The sequence below is a fragment of the Aminobacter sp. SR38 genome (assembly GCF_014843375.1).
GTDB lineage: Bacteria > Pseudomonadota > Alphaproteobacteria > Rhizobiales > Rhizobiaceae > Aminobacter > Aminobacter ciceronei.
Map to the genome: position 1 here is coordinate 16585 of NZ_CP062112.1, position 18474 is coordinate 35058.

Genomic DNA, 18474 nt, shown 5'->3' on the forward strand with positions numbered 1-18474 from the left:
CGCCGGGCAGAGCGTCTATGGTGCGGATGATAGGAGTCGAACCTACACGCCTCTCGGCACTGGAACCTAAATCCAGGGCGTCTACCAGTTCCGCCACATCCGCATGCGACCGCCAATCACATGCCGCCATCATTCTGTCAATCTCGGAGCCGAAATGACCCGGGCCGGGAGAAACCGCGAAGATAGTTGAAAATTGGCCTCGCCTGTGACAAAAGGCCTGTCAAATAGGATGGGACGCAAAGGACCGTCTCTGAAAGATACGATAAGAAGTCGGAAAAACAATAACTTATCGGATTTTCGGAAGATGGCGGAGCCAAACGGGCCGCGATGGCGGGCCAGGATGACGATTTGCGAACTTGAAGCCACCCCCGGCAAACGAATTCCGGCAGGCTGAACGGCAGGACGCCGTTCAAACCGCGCCATACGTAAAACAAAGGTTTGATGATGCAGGTCACCGAAACGCTCAACTCCGGCCTCAAGCGCGAGATCAAGGTCTCGGTTCCTGCCGGCGATATGGAAGCCCGTCTCGAGAAGCGGCTTTCGGCTGCCAAGGACAAGGTCCGCATCAACGGCTTCCGTCCGGGCAAGGTGCCGATGCAGCACATCCGCAAGATGTACGGCAAGTCCTTCATGGCCGAAGTGGTCAACGAGATCCTGACCGACTCGACGCGCACGATCATCGCCGAGCGCGGCGAAAAGGCTGCGATGCAGCCCGACGTCGTGATGACCGAGGACGAGAAGGAAGCCGAGAAGATCCTGGCCGGCGGCGTCGATTTCGAGTTCTCGCTGAGCTATGAAGTCATTCCCGCGATCGAGATCAAGGACTTCACCGACATCAAGGTGTCGCGCCCGGTCTACGACGTTCCGGAAAGCGAGATCGACGAGCAGGTCAACCGCGTTGCCGAATCGGCGCGCTCCTACGAGCCGAAGACCGGCAAGGCCGCCGAAGGCGACCGCGTCACCATCGACTATGTCGGCAAGATCGACGGCGTTGCCTTTGACGGCGGCACGGGCGGCGACCAGCCGCTGGTGCTCGGCTCGAAGGAGTTTATTCCCGGCTTCGAGGACCAGTTGATCGGCGCCAAGGCAGGCGACGAGAAGCTCGTCACCGTGACCTTCCCGGAGAACTACCAGGCCGCGCATCTGGCCGGCAAGGAAGCCACCTTCGACGTCACCGTCAAGGAAGTCGCTGCCCCCGGCAAGCTGGAAGTCAACGACGAGACCGCCAAGAACCTCGGCCTCGAGTCGCTCGAGAAGCTGCGTGACATTGTTCGCGGCCAGATCGAGAACCAGTTCGGCGCCATGACGCGCCAGAAGGTCAAGCGCCAGCTGCTCGACCAGCTCGACGGTGCCTACCAGTTCGAGGCGCCTTCCAAGCTCGTCGAAGCCGAATTCGGCAACATCTGGAGCCAGGTGACCCGCGATCTCGAGATCGCCGGCCGCACCTTTGCCGACGAAGAGACGACGGAAGAAGAAGCCCGTGCCGAGTACCAGCGCCTTGCCGAGCGCCGCGTGCGCCTCGGCCTGGTCCTCGCCGAGATCGGCGAGAAGTCCGGCGTGACGGTTTCCGACGAAGAGTTGCAGCGCGGTCTGTTCGACACCGTTCGCCGCTACCCGGCCAGCCAGCAGCAGGAAGTGTTCGATTTCTACCGCAACAACCCGTCGGCGCTGGTCAACCTGCGCGCGCCGCTGTTCGAGGAGAAGGTCGTCGATCACCTGCTGTCGCAGATCTCCGTCACCGACAAGAAGGTGACCAAGGAAGAGCTGCTCGCCGACGACGAGGACGAGGCTTCGGCAAAGCCGGCCAAGAAGGCTTCGGCCAAGAAGGCAGACAAGGCTGAGAAGGCCGAGGGCGAAGAGCCCAAGAAGAAGGCCGCTCCGAAGAAGAAGGCCAAGGAAGCCGACGCCGAATAAGGCGACGCTCCTGAGTGAAACAGGAAAGGCCGCTGGAGCAATCCGGCGGCCTTTTTTGATTCTGTCTTCGTCGAAAGCTGTTCCGGCCAATGCCTGCTGCGCACGTCTAGATCAGCAGCAGCCCCTTCATGCTGGCAAAGCCCTTCTTGCCGATAATGATGTGGTCGTGCACGGCGATGCCGAGCGGCCTGGCGATGTCGATGATGGTCTTGGTCATGTCGATGTCGGCGCGCGAAGGTGTCGGGTCGCCGGACGGGTGGTTGTGCACGAGGATGACAGCAGTGGCCGACAGCTCAAGCGCGCGCTTGATGACCTCGCGGGGATAAACCGGCGTATGGTCGACGGTGCCCGTTTGTTGCACCTCGTCGGCGATCAGCACGTTTTTCTTGTCGAGGAACAGGATGCGGAACCGCTCGCGCTCTTCGAACGCCATCGCTGCCCGGCAATAGTCGAGCACCTGGTTCCACGACGACAACACCTCGCGGCCGCTGATTTCGCCGCGCGCCATGCGCGTGGCCGAGGCGGCGATGATCTTGAGGTCGAGAGCCACTGCCGGCCCGACGCCCTTGACCTCTTGCAGCAGGTTGACTGGTGCGCCCAGCACTTCGGCGAGTGTGCCGAAGCGGGCGAGCAGGGCTTTGGCGATAGGCTTGGTGTCGGCGCGCGGGATCAGCCTGAACAGCAAGAGTTCGAGCAGTTCATAGTCGGCGAGGGCGTCGCCGCCGCTTGCCGAGAAACGCGCGCGCAGACGCTCGCGATGGCCGAGATAGTGGGGTTTCTCCGGCTCAGTGTCGCGCTTGGGCTGCGGCAGCGACCGCTCGCCAAAGAAACCGCGCTCGTCGTGATCGTCGCTCGCCATGCCCAGTATGTCGCCCCCGCCGGCGCGGTCGCCTGTGCGTTCGAACGAACGCAGCTAGGACGCTCTCCCCAAGTTGACACATCGTGCTTGTGCGGGCCGATGCGCTTGCCGGCGAGGTGATCTTATGCGGGCAGGCCCGGTCGGTCGAGCCCTTTGGGCGACAGCGTGAAGATCTCGCAGCCTGTGGCCGTAACGCCGACCGTATGCTCGTACTGGGCCGAAAGCGAGCGGTCGCGGGTGACCGCCGTCCAGCCGTCCGACAACACCTTCACATGCGGCCGGCCGAGATTGATCATCGGCTCGATGGTGAAGATCATGCCCTGGCGCATCTCGACGCCTTCATTGGCATTGCCGTAGTGCAGGATGTTCGGTGCGTCGTGGAACAACGCGCCGACGCCATGGCCGCAGAAATCGCGCACCACCGAGCAGCGCTCAGCTTCGGCATAGGTCTGGATGGCAGCACCGATCGCGCCGGTACGGACACCTGGACGGACAGCCGCGATGCCGCGCATCAGGCATTCGTGGGTGACTTCGAGCAACCGCTCGGCGGCGCGCTTGATGGTGCCGACCGGGTACATCCGGCTCGAATCGCCGTGCCAGCCGTCGAGGATGTAGGTGACGTCGATGTTGACGACGTCGCCGTCCTTGAGCGGTTTGGTGTCGGGGATGCCGTGGCAGACGACATGATTGATCGAGGTGCAGGACGACTTGGTGTAGCCGCGATAGTTCAGCGTCGCCGGCAGCGCGCCGTGATCCATGCCGTATTCGAAGACGAAACGGTCGATGGCGTCGGTTGTAACCCCTGGAGCAACGCGGTCGACCAGCTCATCAAGGCAGCTGGCGGTGAGCTGGCACGCCTTGCGCATGCCTTCAAAAGCCTCGGCGCCGTAAAGGCGGATCTGGCCGGTGTTCCTGAGGGGCGCCGTGGCGGCGTCGAGATAGCTGACCATTGACCTCTACCGGGTAACCATTTGGGTGCTCGCAGCACCTGCGAGACGCGCCGCAGATTTGGCACCGGATGCGTCCGGTTTCAACCCACAATGCCCGATCAGGCATGATATCGGCTGTTTCAGAGGCGAATTTAGGCGGCTCAGCCCGGCGTGGCGGTGTTGGCGGCGTGGCCGAGCGTCTGTTTCGGGCGAGGGGCGGCAGGATCCGCCGGTCGCAGCAGGTCGCCATGCAACCAACCCTTGCGTCCCGAGGCCGACACAAGCGTCCATTTGCCGTCACGGGCGAACACCCTGACACTCTCGCCCTGCTTGAGACTTGACGTGACGGGGGCGGAAACGCTTGGGCGCTGGCGCAGATAGACCGTGGTGCTGGTATAGAGCACGTTGAGCGCGGCAGCGCCGGTGCTCGTCGATTTCGGCGCCGGCTCCTTTGCTGTCGATTTCGGCCGCGGCAATGGCGTGGGCGGGCGTGTGATCGAGGCCGTCTCGATGTCGGCGGCAGGCTTGCGCGGCGTCCTTTCTCTGGCCGCAGGCGCCGTGGCTGCCGCCTTCTTGGTTGGAACCTCTGCTTTGGGCTTCGGCGCGGCAGTCAGCTTGCGCGGTTCGACATCCACCTTGGGGCGCGCCACGTCAGCTTGTGGCCGTGGCGCGACATTGACCTTCGGCCTGGTGACGGTGACGTCCTTGCGCTCGGCGGTTTCCGCCCTGGACTTGTTGGCTGCCCTGGCCGGGCCATCGTCGAAGCGCGCCTTGCTGGGCAAGTCCTGTGTCATCGCCCAGCCGCCGGCAGCAAGTGCGCCGAGCACCAACCATCTCAACTTGGGAAGGGCGAATCCAGACATGCGCTGAGTCTGGACTTCAGAGCTTAAAACCGCGTTGACGCTGGTCCATCGGCGCGGCGCAGCGTTGGCGGCTCAGGCCTTCTTCACAAACTCGGTTTTCAGCACCAGCCCCTTGACCTGCTTGGTGTTGCATTCGATCTCGCCGTGATTGCCGTTCAAGCGAATGTTCTTGACGAGCGTGCCGCGCTTGATCGTCTCGGAGGTCCCCTTGACCTTAAGGTCCTTGATCAGCGTAACGGAATCGCCCTCATTCAGCTGAGTGCCGTTGCTGTCTTTGACGATGATCTCGGACATGTCTTTTCCTTCCGCTGCAGCTCGATATGTCCGTCTGCAGTAGGTCGTCAAAGCGGTGACGTAAAGGGGGCACGCCTGTTATGGACCAGACGCGGCAGCTTCAGCCGGTTCGCAAGGCGGCTGGCTTTTGAAGTCGCGCGCCATGCAGCCGTATTTGTCGAATGTCTGGCCGCCGGTCCTCGCCGCTTTCGCCATGCCGCAGGCCGACAAGGTCAGGCAGGCGAGCAGGGCGACCGTTATTTTCGTGGCATGCATCGCGCTTCTTCCGGTTTGGCGGTCAGGTGAATCGCAAGTCGCGGCTGGACGGCGTCAAGATATGGCAAAGGCTTTGCCGTCGCCACATGCGCGACTTGCAGTTGAACTGTAAGTGATTGGAGGCACCCGACAGGATTGCGCCTCAGCGCCGGAGATGAGCCGCCTTTACCTTCGACAGTTGGGGTACGCGCTGTGCTCTCCCGGTCAATCGAACTGCAGATTCTCCTTGAGCAGCACTTCGATGCGGATGCGCTCCTGGGAGGCGAGGGGTTCGCGGTGGTCGGAACGGGCGCGCAGGATGCGCAGCGCGCTGCGGACGGCGTGGCCGGGGTCCTGGGCGATGACGGCGTCGATGCGTTCGTCCATCAGCGCCTGCTCGCTGAACGGGGTTCGCTCATGGGCGACGACGGTGAGCGCGCGGGCGCCTTGCGTGTTCCACACCGCCGTCAGCGGGATGCGGGCCTCGGAGCTCAGGACATAGACGGCGACCGTGTCGGGGTTGTGCTCCAAGGTGCGCCGGATGATCAGGTCGGCGCGCTTTTCGTCGCCATATGTCTCCAGCGACGGCAGGCTTTCGAGATGCGGGAACTGGGCGTTGATGATGCTGTCGAAGCCGAGGCGGCGCTGGATGCTGTCGAGGGCCATCATGGTTTCGGCAACGACCATGATCTTGCCCGGACGTTCGCAGAGGAAACGGCCGGTGATCTTGCCGGCGGTGGCGCCAGCGGCAAAATTGTCGACGCCGACATAGTCGGCGCTCTCAAGTCGCTCCTGGCCCGACAGGAACTGCACCACCCGAACACCGCGCTCGACCAGCCGCAGCATCGCGTCGCGCACTTGCGGTGACTCGGGCGCCATGACGGCAACGCCGTCGACCGTGTCGTGGTCAATGGCCGTGAGGTATTTGGCGACATGGTGTGGGTCGCTCATGGCGATCTGCACGGCTTCCACGTCGGTCGAATCGGCGCGGAGTGCCTCCGTCGCTTCGCCGGCGCGGGCGATGAGTTCGGCGAGATACTGGTCACCTGACGTCGGCAGGACGAAGCGGAAGCGGTATGTCTTGTTGCGGGCCAACGCCACTGCGGCGGGGTTGCGCATGAAGCCGATGCGCTCGATCGCCTCGGCCACGCTCCTAGCCGCCTTTGGACTGACATTCGGTCGCTCATTGAGGACGCGGTCGACGGTCGCGAGGCTGACGCCCGCGGCTTCTGCCAGGTCTCTCGCGGTTGGCCGCATCCTCGACTCTCTTCCCGATCATGTCGTCTCGGGGCGATTCCTCCAACAAAACCAGATGAAAATCAAGTTTTGAGGTGCGTACCTCAAAATTCGCTTGCATTGAGGTGCGCACCTCAACTAAGACTCTCATCGTGGTCGCCGGGAGGACTGAGCGAGCCACGCAGGCGGCGCGGAGGAGACTGGCCCGCCAGGAAGATCGTTTCCGCGTCAGGTGCCCCAAGCGGGCGTTTTCGCCTTCCGATGGAGGTCGGAAGGATGGGAGGGAGGTCCCAGCCATGACAATTCGCCATGTGAGATCATTGGCCGCTTTCGGCGCCGTTTTGGCTGCCGGCGTGGCGGGAACAAGCCAGGCCAGCGCAAAGGACCTGACGCTGTGCTGGGCCGCCTGGGACCCGGCCAACGCGCTGGTCGAGCTGAGCAAGGATTTCGAGGCCAAGAGCGGCGTCAAGATGAAGTTCGAGTTCGTGCCGTGGCCGAACTTCGCAGACCGCATGCTCAACGAGCTGAACTCGGGCGGCAAGCTCTGCGACCTGATGATCGGCGACAGCCAGTGGATCGGTGGCGCGGCAGAGAACGGCCAATATGTGAAGCTCAACGATTTCTTCGAAAAGGAAGGAATCAAGATGGACGACTTCATTCCGGCGACCGTCGTCGGTTATGCCGAATGGCCGAAGAATTCGCCGAACTACTGGGCGCTGCCGGCCTTCGGCGATGTCGTCGGCTGGAGCTATCGCAAGGACTGGTTCGCGCGGCCCGAGCTGCAGACCGAGTTCAAGAAGAAATACGGCCGTGACCTCGTCGTGCCAAAAACCTTCGCCGAGCTCAAGGACATCGCCGAGTTCTTCCAGAAGCGCGAGATCGACGGCAAGACTGTCTATGGTGCTGCGATCTACACCGAGCGCGGGTCCGAAGGCATCACCATGGGCGCGATGGACGTGCTCTACAGCTTCGGCTTCCAGTACGAGAACCCCGACAAGCCTTACGAGCTCGATGGGTTCGTCAATTCGGCCAAGGCGGTGCAGGGGTTGGAATTCTACAAGCAGCTCTATGATTGCTGTACGCCTCCCGGCCATTCCGACGCCTACATGTCCGAGGACATTGACGCCTACAAGTCGGGCCAGGTGGCGCTGCACATGAACTTCGCCTTCACCTGGCCCGGCATCAATGCCGATGCCAATGTCGGTGGCGACAAGTCGGGCTATTTCCCGAACCCGGCGGGTCCGGACGGGGTGGCCTTCGCCCAGCTCGGCGGCCAGGGCATCTCGGTGGTCTCGGCTTCGGAGAAGAAGGACGACGCGCTCGCCTACATCAAGTGGTTCGCCCAGCCCGAGGTCCAGCAGAAATGGTGGCAGATGGGCGGCTATTCGGCACTGCGCAAGGTCGTCGAGGATCCGGGCTTCGCCACCAGCCAACCCTATGCCCAGACCTTCCTCGACTCGATGGCCATCGTGAAGGATTTCTGGGCGGAGCCGGCCTACGCCTCGCTGCTGCAGGCGACGCAGAAGCGCTTCCACGATTATGTCGTTGCCGGCCAGGGCTCCGCCCAGGATGCGCTCGACGGTCTCGCCAAGGACTGGACGCAGATCTTCGACGACGAAGGCAAGTACTGATCGCTGTAAAGCCCTGTCCCGCATCCTCCCAGCGGGCCATGCTACGGTGCGGGGCCGGCGCTTGCCGGCTCCGTCGCCGCACAGTTGATAATCAGGGGAATATCAATGCTGCATTCACCGGTGGATCGCGTCGCCGAAGCGACGCCGCACGCCATTGCCAAGCGTTTCCGGGGTCTGTCTGACCGTTCGCTCGCCTGGCTCTTCGTTGCTCCCTCAATCGTGCTCCTGCTCGCGGTCAACATCTTTCCGCTGATCTGGACGATCCGGCTGAGCTTCACCAATTTCCGCGTCAATCGACCCAATGCCGAGGTCGAGTTCGTCGGCCTGAAGAACTACATCAGCATCCTGTCCGACAAGGACATCTGGCTGACCATGCAGGCAACGGCCCACTTCCTGATCTGGACGCTGGTGCTGCAGGTGCTGATCGGCTTCTCGCTCGCCTATCTGATCAACAAGAAGTTCCGCGGCAATGATCTCTGGACGACGATCATCGTGCTGCCGATGATGCTGAGCCCGGCGGTCGTCGGAAATTTCTGGACCTTCCTCTACCAGCCGCAGATCGGCCTGTTCAATTATGCCATAGGCTTCCTGACGGGTGCCGATCCCTCCAGCTTCTCGATGATCGGCGACGTGGCGCTGGCGCCCTGGGCGATCGTCATCGTCGACACCTGGATGTGGACGCCCTTCGTCATGCTGATCTGCCTGGCGGGGCTGCGTTCCATTCCCGACAGCATCTATGAAGCCGCCGAATGCGACCGCGCCAGCAAATGGCGGCAGTTCTGGACCATCACCATCCCGCTGGTGCTGCCGTTCCTGATGCTCGCCGTTCTGTTCCGCGGCATCGAGAATTTCAAGATGTTCGACCTCGTCGTCCAACTGACTGGCGGCGGCCCGGGTTCGATCACCGAGCTCACCTCGATCAACCTCAAGCGCGAAGCCTTCGAGAAGTGGCGCACCGGTTATGCCTCGGCCTATGCCGTCATCCTTTTCGTGACCGTCTTCGGTCTGGCTTCGATCTACGTCAAAGCCCTGAACAAGGTGAAAGAGCGATGAGCAGCTATTCCATCACCGAGCCGTCGCGCCGGCAGAAGTGGTTCGCCGGGGTACTTGTCGTCCTTTATGCGCTGATCACCATCCTGCCGCTGGTCTGGATCATCGGTACCAGCTTCAAGACCCCGTCGGATGCCATCGCCTATCCGCCCAAAACCTTCTTCACGCCGACGGTTGAAGGCTATGTCAATGTCTTCACCACCCGCACCCGGTTGACCGAGGAACAGTTGCAGGCAGTCGGCGAGCCCCAGACCTGGTACGACAGGCTTGTGCGCAAGGACGGGCTGGTCATCTCGGGACCGTCGCGCTTTGCCGAACGCTTCACCAATTCCGTCATCATCGGCTTCGGCTCGACCGTGCTCTGCATCGTGCTGGGGACAGCAGCCGCCTACGCCTTTTCGCGCTTCAAGGTGCCGCTGAAGGACGACCTTTTGTTCTTCATCCTGTCGACGCGGATGATGCCGCCGATCGCGGTCGCCATCCCGATCTTCCTGATGTTCCGTTCTCTCGGGCTGAGCGACACCCATGCCGGCATGATCCTGCTCTACACGGCGGTCAACCTGTCGCTGTCGGTCTGGCTGCTCAAGGGTTTCATCGACGAGATCCCGGTCGAATATGAGGAGGCGGCGCTGATCGACGGCTACACGCGCTTCCAGGCTTTCTACAAGGTCGTGCTGCCGCAGGCGGCGACCGGTATCGCCTCGACCGCGATCTTCTGCCTGATCTTCGCCTGGAACGAATACGCCTTTGCTGTGCTGCTGACCTCGGGCAATGCCCAGACCGCGCCGCCCTTCATTCCGACCATCATCGGCGTCAGCGGCCAGGATTGGCCGGCGGTCGCCGCGGGCGCGACGCTGTTCCTCGTGCCGGTCATGGTCTTCACCATTCTCCTGCGCAAGCACCTGTTGCGCGGCATCACCTTCGGAGCGGTACGCAAATGACCAGGTTCCTCGACGGATTGCTTCATTTCCGGCGCGGCGCCTGGGAGATGCTGGCCTCGGTGCTGATTGCCGCCGGCGTCGTCATGCTCATGCAGCCATTCGCCCTGGTCCTCTATTCCTGGTCCTTCCTCGTAACCCTGCTGGGCACGGTGATGTTCATCATCGTCAGCCATTTCCCGGAGTAGGCCCGTGGCACAGATCAGAATCCAGAATGTGCGCAAGGAGTTCGGCGCCTTCACCGCCGTGCGCTCATCGACCTTCACCATCGAGGACGGCGAGTTCTTCATGCTGCTCGGCCCCTCCGGCTGCGGCAAGACGACGACGCTCAGGATGATGGCGGGCCTCGAGCTGCCGACCTCGGGCGAGATCTTCATCGATGGCGAAGAGGTCGGCATGAAGCCGGCCAGCAAGCGCGACATCGCGTTCGTCTTCCAGATGTTCGCGCTCTACCCGCACATGAACGTGCGCAAGAACATCTCCTATCCGCTGGTCAGCCAGGGCATGAAGCGCGAGGAAGTGAAGACGCGTGTTCAGGAGGTCGCCCGCATCCTCAAGATCGAGAACATCCTCGATCGGCCGGTCGGCGGGCTGTCGGGCGGCGACCGTCAGCGAGTGGCGCTTGGCCGGGCTATCGTGAGGCAGCCAAAAGCCTTTTTCATGGATGAGCCGCTCGGCGCGCTCGATGCCGAATTTCGCGAGCACATGGCTGAGGAACTGCGCGCGCTGCACGACCGCATGGGCGCAACGACGGTCTATGTCACGCATGACCAGCTGGAGGCCATGCAGATGGGCGACAAGATCGTCGTCATGAACCATGGCGTCGTCGAGCAGTTCGGCAAGCCGCAGCAGATCTACGACTGGCCGGCGACCAAGTTCGTCGCCCAGTTCATCGGCTCGCCATCCATGAACTTCCTCGATTTCGAAGGCATGATCGGCATTGGCGGCAAGTCGGTCGATCTCGGCGAGGCGAAGATCGAAGTGCCGGCCGCGCGGGAGGGGCGGGCCGGCAAGCTGACGCTCGGCGTTCGGCCCGAGCATGTCAGGTTCGCCACCGAGTCGGCATACAGGGGGCGAGTCACAGCGGTCGAATATCTAGGCACCACCCAGATCGTGACGCTGCGATCGAGCCACGGCGACCTCAAGGCGCGTATTCCCTCGGACCGGCCGGTCCGCGAGGGCGAGCTGGTCGGCCTCGCCTTCGACGCAAGGACGTTGTCACTGTTCGACGCCGAAACCGGCAAGGCGCTGCGATCGGACGCCAATGACGGAGTGCTGGGACATGGCTGAAGTGGTCCTTGAAAACGTGACCAAGAGCTTCGGTGGCACGGTCGCGCTCGACAATGTGTCACTGACCATCCCCGACGGCTCCTTCGTCGTGCTGCTCGGCCCGACGGGCGCCGGCAAGACGACGACTTTGCGCATGGTTTCGGGGCTCGATGTGCCCGACAGCGGCAAGGTCCATATCGGCGGACGCCTGATGAAGGGGCTGTCGCCGGCGGAGCGCAACGTGGCGATGGTGTTCCAGCAATATTCGCTCTATCCGCATCTGACGGTGCGGCAGAACCTTGAGTTTCCGCTGAAATCACCGCTGCTCAACACGCCACGCGATCTCATCGACCGGACCGTGAGGGAGGTCGCCGAGGTTCTGCAGATCGGCCACAAGCTCGACAACAAGGCGACCGCATTGTCGGGCGGCGAGATGCAGCGCGTCTCCATAGGCCGTGCGCTGGTGCGCAATCCGCAGATATTCCTGATGGACGAGCCGCTGAGTTCGCTCGACGCCAAGCTGCGCGCCGACCTGCGCATCGAACTGAAGCGCATCCAGGCCAAGCTGGGGGCGACGCTGCTCTATGTCACCCACGACCAGATCGAGGCGATGACGATGGCGACCCATGTCGGCGTGCTGAACGAAGGCAAACTTGTGCAGTTCGGCTCGCCGCGCGAGGTCTACGAGCAGCCGGTCAGTGTCTATGCCGCAACCCGGCTCGGCCAGCCGCGCATCAACGTCCTGCCGGCCGACATCTTTGCCGGAGCGCCGTCGGGGGCGAAAAGCATTGGCCTGCGCCCCGAGCACATCGTTCAGGGCGAGGGCGAGGAGGCATTGGTCAAGCGCGTCGAGCATCTCGGCGACCAGACGCGGCTGCATCTCAATCTGAAGCGGCACGACCTCGTCACCGTCACCGATGCCCATACGCCGCTCAAGGGCGGCGAAACAATCCGGATCCAGCCGTCGCGGCCGCTCTACTTCGATGCGGCGGGCATGCGTTTAGCTTGAGGAGCAAGATTTCATGGCGCAATTCATAAACAGGCGCGAAGACGTCGTCACCGAGGCCATTGATGGGGTGCTGGCGCTGTCGGGCGGCGCGCTGACCCGCCTCGACGGCTATCCGCATATCCGCGTCGTGCTGCGCAGCGACTGGGACAGGTCCAAGGTGGCGATCGTCTCCGGCGGCGGCTCCGGCCATGAGCCGGCCCACGTCGGCTTCGTCGGCAAGGGCATGCTGACGGCCGCGGTCTGCGGCGACGTCTTTGCCTCGCCCAGCGTCGACGCCGTGCTCGCCGGCATCCTGGCGGTAACCGGTCCGGCTGGGTGCCTTTTGATCGTCAAGAACTACACCGGCGACAGGCTGAATTTCGGCCTCGCTGCCGAGCGCGCACGGGCCTTCGGCCTCAACGTTTCGATGGTCATCGTCGGCGACGACATCGCCTTGCCCGACCTGCCGCAGGCGCGCGGCGTCGCCGGCACGCTGTTTGTGCATAAGATTGCCGGTGCGCTCGCCGAACGTGGTGCTGACCTGGAGACGGTGACGGCGGCGGCGAAGCATGTGATTGCGGGCACCCGCTCGATCGGCATGTCGCTCGACACCTGCAGCGTTCCTGGCTCGCCCAAGGAGGATCGCATTCCGCTCGGCAAGGCCGAACTCGGCCTCGGCATCCACGGCGAGGCCGGCGTCGAGCAGATCGACTTCGCCGGCGCGCGCTCCTCCGTCGCCACAATGGTCGAGCGGCTGGCGGCACTTATGGGCGAGGGACCACATGTCGTGCTCGTCAACAATCTCGGCGGTACCTCGGTGCTCGAAATGTCGGTGCTGGCGCATGACCTGCTGCAGTCGTCCATCGGTGACAGGATCACTCATGCCATCGGGCCGTCGCCGCTGATGACTTCGCTCGACATGCAGGGTATTTCCATTTCGGTATTTCCCGCCGACGCGACGGAACTGGAACTGCTGAAGGCGCCCGTCGCGATCCCGGCATGGCCCGGCGTCTCGCAGGTCAGGTCGCTCGTGGTCGCGCCCATGCCCGACGGGCTGACGCCGATCACGCCGATGCCGTCCAACCACGCGGGCACGCGCGCCTTCCTGGTCAATTGCTGCAGCGTGCTGATCGCGGCCGAGCAGGACCTCAACGCGCTCGATGCCAAGTCGGGCGACGGTGACACAGGGTCGACGCTGGCCGGGGCTGCCCGCGCCCTGATCAGCGCCATCGACCGGCTGCCTTTGTCCGACCACACACAGCTTCTGCGCGCTATCGGCCAGGAACTGAGCCAGACCATGGGCGGCTCATCTGGCGTGCTGCTCGCCATCTTCTTCGCCGCAGCCGGCGACGGCGCCTCCAGCGGCCTGCCGATGCGTGAGGCGCTGCGGGCAGGGCTGGCGCGCATGCAGGAGATCGGCGGCGCGAAGATCGGCGATCGCACAATGGTCGACGCCCTGGCACCCGCCCTCGACGCCCTTGGCGACAGCCTGTCCGCCGCTGCCACGGCCGCCCGCAAGGGTGCCAACTACACTGCCACACTCACCCGCGCCAAAGCCGGTCGCGCCGCCTACATCAACGCCAGGCAGCTCGAGGGCCACATCGATCCCGGCGCGGAGGCTGTGGCACGGCTGTTTGAACATCTGGCAACCTAAAGAGCGTTGGCTGGTTTGGTGGGTTGGCGCGGAGAGGTGTCTGCGCTTGCCGATCAGGCCATCCAGGATTTGACTCATTGATGGGGCGGCTTAGAGTCTGAATGAACGTCGTGTCGCCCTGTCCTTCAGCCGAACTTTTGGCCAGACACAGCGCGTCAGAGGGGAAGGGTTGGTGGACGGGCGAAACCAGGACACGTATCCAGCCTTTGCGGAAGACTTCCGCGGGGGCATCCTTGCCGCGCAGCGACAGCTGCGAAACCGCCTCCTCGATCGCAGCACCATTCGCTATCGCCATGCGCGCGACCTGGCCGCGCATATGCTGCTTCGTCTCGACGATTTGCCGGGGTGCTGGTCGGTCGCCACCAATTGGCTGCGGGCCGAGCTCGGATGCCAGCGTGTCGATACCGGTTTCGGGATGTGTGAGGCGAAGGACTATTTCCCGGGCTTTGCGGAAGCAAAGGACGCGAACTTTGACGTTCCCTCGTTCGGATGCGGCAAGGCTGTCGACAACCGCGACGTCGCCATGCAGGCGATGTGGCTTGACCCTCGCCCGCTGATCTTTGCCGACATCAAGCAGGACCGCCGGGTCACCATGCGGCTGCGGCAAAGGATGTCCGGGGCGCGGACGAAATCGAAACTCGCCTGGGCGCTTCGCACCGAGCGCGGCGGCTACGGCCTGATCTGTGCCGACTGGACCGAACACCTGGTGCCCTGGGAATCCGGTCTCTACGATTGCTTCGAGCAGACCGTGACGGATGTCCTGGGCCCGATCATCGCCGTATCCAAGCAGATTGCCGACCAAGGCTCTCGCGATGAGGTTGGGAAACCACAGGGATCCCTGGCCGCATATGCGGGCGTTTCGGACACTGCCTCACTTGCGACACTGACGGCGTCCGAACTGGAGATTGCACGGCTGGTTGCGAAGGGGATGAGCTACAAGGAGATCGCGCGGGTTCGCGACCGCTCACTTTCCACGATCGATCATCAGCTCAGGAGCATCCGGCAGAAGACCGGTGCCTCCAGTACATCGGCTTTGGTCAGTCTGCTTGCCCGGTCTGACTTGTCCTAGCCGGTAGCACTGCCGCACGCGCGGTCGTCGGTTCTCGCTATTCTGCCGCCGGCCATCGTAAAGTAAGCATTATCAATATGATATGCCGATGAACTGAAGTTTCGGCGAACTGTGGTCGGCATCGCGAATGTTCGCGATAGATGGTCACCAAGCATTCTTCGTAAGCTCCTTCGATGCTGAAGCCCCCAGACAGATGGCTTGGCCGAGGGAGGAGACGAGATGAGCAAACGATTGCTTGTGACAACGGCGCTGGTGGCATGGCTGCCGACGCTCAGTGCGGCCGAGGGGCTGGCCAAGCCCGTACTTGGTTATGAGGCGGCCGGACGGATGATCGCAGCCTGCTTCGCGGCACAGGCAGCCGCAGGACACGCCAAGGTCAATGTCGTCGTGGTCGACGATGGCGGACGGCTCATTGCCGCCGCGCGACAGGACGGGGCCTGCAAGGCCTGCACCGACATCGCGGAGAACAAGGCAACCACATCCGCGCTCTACGCCGCTCCGACCCGGGCCATGGCTGACCTGTCCTTTGGCGTGAAGCGCGATGGCGTGGGCGCGGGATTGCCGGGTGCGGCTTTTGTCCCGGGCCTTGTCGCCTTTGCCGGCGGTCTGCCCGTCAAGTCAGCCTCTGGTGACGTCATTGGCGGGATCGGTGTCAGCGGCGCCAGCGAAGACCAGGACGAAAGCTGCGCGCAGGCCGGCCTCGACGCTGTCTCGAAGAGCCTCGACTGAGGGCCTCACGATGATCGACAATCCGTATTACGGTCGTGAAACGCAGGGCGAGTTCAAGCTTTACGATCTCGGAAACCTGGTCCTTGAAGATGGTGAAACGCTGCGTGGCGCAAAACTCGCCTATCGCACCTTCGGTCGCCTCAACGCCGAGAAGTCCAACGCCATCCTGGTGACAACCTGGTTCTCCGGGACGGGCAAGGTGATGGCGGATGTCTATGTCGGTCGCGATCACGCGCTGAACCCCGACGAGTACTTCATCATTGTCGTCGACCAGATTGGCGGCGGGGTGTCGTCGTCGCCGCAGAACTCGCCGGCACCGCAATCCATGGCAAGGTTTCCGAAGCTGCGCATTGGGGACGATGTCAGGGCCCAACACAGGCTCGTGACAGAGCATTTCGGCATCGAACGGCTGGCACTGGTCGTCGGTGGGTCGATGGGTGGGCAGCAGGTCTATGAATGGGCTGTGCGCTATCCCGACATGGTCGTGCGCGCAGCACCGATCGCGGCAACTGCCCGCATCTCGCATCACCAGGCCATCTTCGTCGATGTTTGCGCCGACGCGCTGATGTCCGATCCCGGCTGGAATGGCGGCTGGTACAAGAGCGGCCATGACGTGCGCGACGGTATGGATCGCCTGGCGAGGATCGTGGCAACCCTGGGGTGGTCGCCGCAGTTCTACCAGGAGGAACGCTGGCGGAACGTGCTCGGCATGTCGTCGCCCGACGACTTCATCAACGGGGTGATGAAAGCCTACTTCGAACCCATGGATCCCAACGTGCTGCTCTGCGAAATGTGGAAGTGGCAGCGGGCCGATGTTTCCCGCCACACGGGCGGAGACCTCCCGATGGCACTGAAACGGATCACCGCCAAAACCTATGTCATGCCGATCAGTCACGACATGTTTTTCCCGCCGCATGAGTGCGAAGCGGACTGTGCCCTGATCGAGCGTGCGGAACTGAAGCTCATCCACACCCCGGAAGGCCATATGGGCCTCAACGGATTTGAACCCGGCTACATCAGCCAGGTGGATGAGCATTTGAGGGCTCTTCTCAACAACTGAGACCAACAACAGGGACGCAACTCTTGGTCGGCGCCGATGGCGCTGGAACGGGAGAAGCATGTCCCGGACAGGGAGGATGGGATGGGAGACCATACCCACGAGGCGCTGCGCATAAGCGGCGCAACCAAGACATATGCAGCGCACTCAGGCGTGGTCCACGCGCTGCAGGACGTGGACATGATCGTCGAGGCTGGCGAGTTCATCTCTGTCGTCGGACCATCCGGCTGCGGCAAGACCACCTTGCTCTGGTCCATTGCTGGCCTCCACCAGCTGAGCGGCGGCCGGATCCACCTGGGCGAGGATGAGATCAAGCAGCCGCATCCCAGCATCGGCATGATGTTCCAGGAAGCGAACCTGCTGCCCTGGCGCACCATCGAGCAAAACATCTCGTTGCCGTTCGAATTGCGCCGGATCAGGCCGGATAGGGACAGGGTCGAGGCCTTACTCGAACGTGTTGGCCTTGGCGGCTTCGGCGAGAAGATGCCGCGCGAGCTCTCCGGCGGCATGCAACAGCGCGCCTCGATCGTGCGCGCACTCGCCAGTAACCCTGACGTCCTCTTGATGGACGAGCCCTTCGGCGCGCTGGATGCCTTCACACGCGATGAGATGAACAAGCTTGTCGAGGAGATCTGGATCGAGGCGCGCAAGACAGTGATCCTGATCACCCACTCCATCGCCGAGGCCGTCTTTCTCTCCGACAAGGTCTACGTGATGAGCGCCCGTCCGGGCCGCATCTCCAGGGTCGTCGACGTGCCGTTCGAACGGCCGCGTCCGCTGGAACTCATGGAAACCCGTGAGTTCTTCGACCTCGTCAACGACATCAAATCCGACATCAAGCATCAGGTGCCGCCGGCAAGGCGCACGACCTCCGCGGGGTAACCATGACCGACATGACCCACAATTCAGACTTGCCGACCGGAGGCTCTGGCCTTGCCAGTGCCACGGGAATCGTCAGCGGCATGGGCGGCCAGGGTGCGCGTGAGATCATTGCGATCCTTGCCGTTGCCGTCCTCGTCATCGGCGGCGGTGAATTCCTGCTGCGCTTCTTCGATGTCCCTCAGTTCATCCTGCCGGCACCGTCGACCATTGCCGCCGTCTTCGCCTCGCCGGAGATTACGACAATCTCGCAGCACTATGGCTACACGCTGTTCGAGCTGTTTGCCGGTTACGCCATCGGCGCCTCGATCGGGCTGGTGCTGGCGGCCGTTATCACCCAGTTCCCCTTCGTCGAGAAGGTGATCACGCCATACATCCTGCTTCTGGTGACCACGCCGATGTTGGCGCTGGTGCCGTTGCTGATCCTGAATTTCGGCTTCGGCTACACGCCGCGTGTCATTGCCGTCGCCCTGGCCTCCGGCCCGATGGTGATGGTCAACGCGGCGACCGGCTTCAGGCGCGTCGATGCGGGCAAGATCGCGCTTGCGCGGTCATATGGCGCCAGCACCTTGCAGATATTCACCAAGATCCGCATCCCCATGGCGATGCCGATGGTCATCGTCGGACTGATGATCGGCGCAATCTTCGGAATGATCACCGCAGTGGGTGCCGAGATGTCGGGAGGCGGGTTCGGCATAGGCAGCCGACTGACGACCTATTCGTCGACGCTGCGCATGCCCGAATTCTTCGCCTGCATCCTGATCCTCGCGGTTACGGGCATCGCGATCTACGCCTTCTTCTTCTGGCTCGGCAAGAAACTCGCCGGCTGGGAGAGCTGATTGGCCGGGCGGGGAATGACCGCGCCCGCCTGCGCCACCTGA

19 protein-coding genes and 1 tRNA gene are annotated in these 18474 nt (G+C 63.0%); 13 read left to right on the forward strand and 7 right to left on the reverse strand.

Features of this window, described 5'->3' with window-relative positions:
- Positions 1-18: 18 nt before the first annotated feature.
- A tRNA-Leu gene (locus tag IG197_RS00090) sits at positions 19-103 on the reverse strand.
- A gap of 341 nt (positions 104-444) precedes the next feature.
- On the opposite strand from IG197_RS00090, the gene tig reads away from it, so the two are divergent.
- A complete protein-coding gene (gene tig, locus IG197_RS00095) occupies positions 445-1914 on the forward strand; it encodes a trigger factor (RefSeq protein WP_182574136.1) in 1470 nt (489 codons plus the stop codon).
- 106 nt (positions 1915-2020) lie between these two features.
- Here the strand turns inward: tig and radC are convergent, their stop codons facing one another.
- The 6 genes from radC to IG197_RS00125 form a co-directional block, all read right to left on the reverse strand.
- On the reverse strand, positions 2021-2773 hold the full coding sequence (gene radC / locus IG197_RS00100; protein WP_192316234.1) for a DNA repair protein RadC: 753 nt from the start codon (positions 2771-2773) through the stop codon (positions 2021-2023).
- Positions 2774-2895: 122 nt separating this feature from the next.
- Positions 2896-3723, reverse strand: a complete 828-nt coding sequence (gene map, locus IG197_RS00105) for a type I methionyl aminopeptidase (RefSeq protein WP_192316236.1) — start codon at positions 3721-3723, stop codon at positions 2896-2898.
- Between the two features lie 140 nt (positions 3724-3863).
- A complete protein-coding gene (locus tag IG197_RS00110; RefSeq protein ID WP_192316238.1) occupies positions 3864-4565 on the reverse strand; it encodes an SH3 domain-containing protein in 702 nt (233 codons plus the stop codon).
- A gap of 72 nt (positions 4566-4637) precedes the next feature.
- Positions 4638-4910, reverse strand: coding sequence for an alkylphosphonate utilization protein (locus tag IG197_RS00115; RefSeq protein WP_256441228.1), 273 nt, complete (start codon positions 4908-4910; stop codon positions 4638-4640).
- 27 nt (positions 4911-4937) lie between these two features.
- A complete protein-coding gene (locus IG197_RS00120; RefSeq protein WP_192316240.1) occupies positions 4938-5114 on the reverse strand; it encodes a hypothetical protein in 177 nt (58 codons plus the stop codon).
- A 204-nt stretch (positions 5115-5318) separates the two neighbouring features.
- A complete protein-coding gene (locus IG197_RS00125; protein WP_192316241.1) occupies positions 5319-6350 on the reverse strand; it encodes a LacI family DNA-binding transcriptional regulator in 1032 nt (343 codons plus the stop codon).
- Positions 6351-6625: 275 nt separating this feature from the next.
- Here IG197_RS00125 and IG197_RS00130 point away from each other — a divergent pair, with 275 nt between their 5' ends.
- The 12 genes from IG197_RS00130 (at position 6626) to IG197_RS00185 (ending at position 18432) form a co-directional block, all read left to right on the forward strand.
- Positions 6626-7960: an ABC transporter substrate-binding protein gene (locus tag IG197_RS00130; protein ID WP_192316243.1), complete on the forward strand. Its 1335-nt coding sequence runs from the start codon at positions 6626-6628 to the stop codon at positions 7958-7960.
- 105 nt (positions 7961-8065) lie between these two features.
- Positions 8066-9013 (forward strand): carbohydrate ABC transporter permease, encoded by a 948-nt coding sequence (locus IG197_RS00135; protein ID WP_067961667.1) that lies wholly within the window; start codon positions 8066-8068, stop codon positions 9011-9013.
- Complete coding sequence (locus IG197_RS00140) at positions 9010-9951, forward strand: carbohydrate ABC transporter permease (protein ID WP_067961669.1); 942 nt, start codon at positions 9010-9012, stop codon at positions 9949-9951. The genes IG197_RS00135 and IG197_RS00140 overlap by 4 nt, the downstream gene beginning before the upstream one ends.
- Positions 9948-10136 (forward strand): hypothetical protein, encoded by a 189-nt coding sequence (locus IG197_RS00145; RefSeq protein WP_067961671.1) that lies wholly within the window; start codon positions 9948-9950, stop codon positions 10134-10136. The genes IG197_RS00140 and IG197_RS00145 overlap by 4 nt, the downstream gene beginning before the upstream one ends.
- 4 nt (positions 10137-10140) lie before the next feature.
- Entirely contained in the window at positions 10141-11238 is a 1098-nt protein-coding gene (locus tag IG197_RS00150; protein ID WP_182574075.1) for an ABC transporter ATP-binding protein, read from the forward strand.
- Positions 11231-12226, forward strand: a complete 996-nt coding sequence (locus IG197_RS00155) for an ABC transporter ATP-binding protein (protein ID WP_192316245.1) — start codon at positions 11231-11233, stop codon at positions 12224-12226. Before IG197_RS00150 ends, IG197_RS00155 begins: the two co-directional genes overlap by 8 nt.
- Before the next feature lie 13 nt (positions 12227-12239).
- On the forward strand, positions 12240-13859 hold the full coding sequence (locus IG197_RS00160; protein ID WP_192316247.1) for a dihydroxyacetone kinase subunit DhaK: 1620 nt from the start codon (positions 12240-12242) through the stop codon (positions 13857-13859).
- 172 nt (positions 13860-14031) lie between these two features.
- Entirely contained in the window at positions 14032-14928 is an 897-nt protein-coding gene (locus IG197_RS00165; RefSeq protein ID WP_192316248.1) for a helix-turn-helix transcriptional regulator, read from the forward strand.
- Between the two features lie 219 nt (positions 14929-15147).
- Positions 15148-15657, forward strand: a complete 510-nt coding sequence (locus IG197_RS00170) for a heme-binding protein (protein ID WP_210346891.1) — start codon at positions 15148-15150, stop codon at positions 15655-15657.
- A gap of 10 nt (positions 15658-15667) precedes the next feature.
- Complete coding sequence (locus IG197_RS00175; protein WP_192316250.1) at positions 15668-16717, forward strand: alpha/beta fold hydrolase; 1050 nt, start codon at positions 15668-15670, stop codon at positions 16715-16717.
- 81 nt (positions 16718-16798) lie between these two features.
- The gene (locus IG197_RS00180) at positions 16799-17596 is read left to right on the forward strand and encodes an ABC transporter ATP-binding protein (protein WP_192316252.1); all 798 of its coding nucleotides are present in this window, start codon (positions 16799-16801) and stop codon (positions 17594-17596) included.
- A gap of 2 nt (positions 17597-17598) precedes the next feature.
- Positions 17599-18432, forward strand: a complete 834-nt coding sequence (locus IG197_RS00185; protein ID WP_157097081.1) for an ABC transporter permease — start codon at positions 17599-17601, stop codon at positions 18430-18432.
- Positions 18433-18474 lie beyond the last annotated feature (42 nt).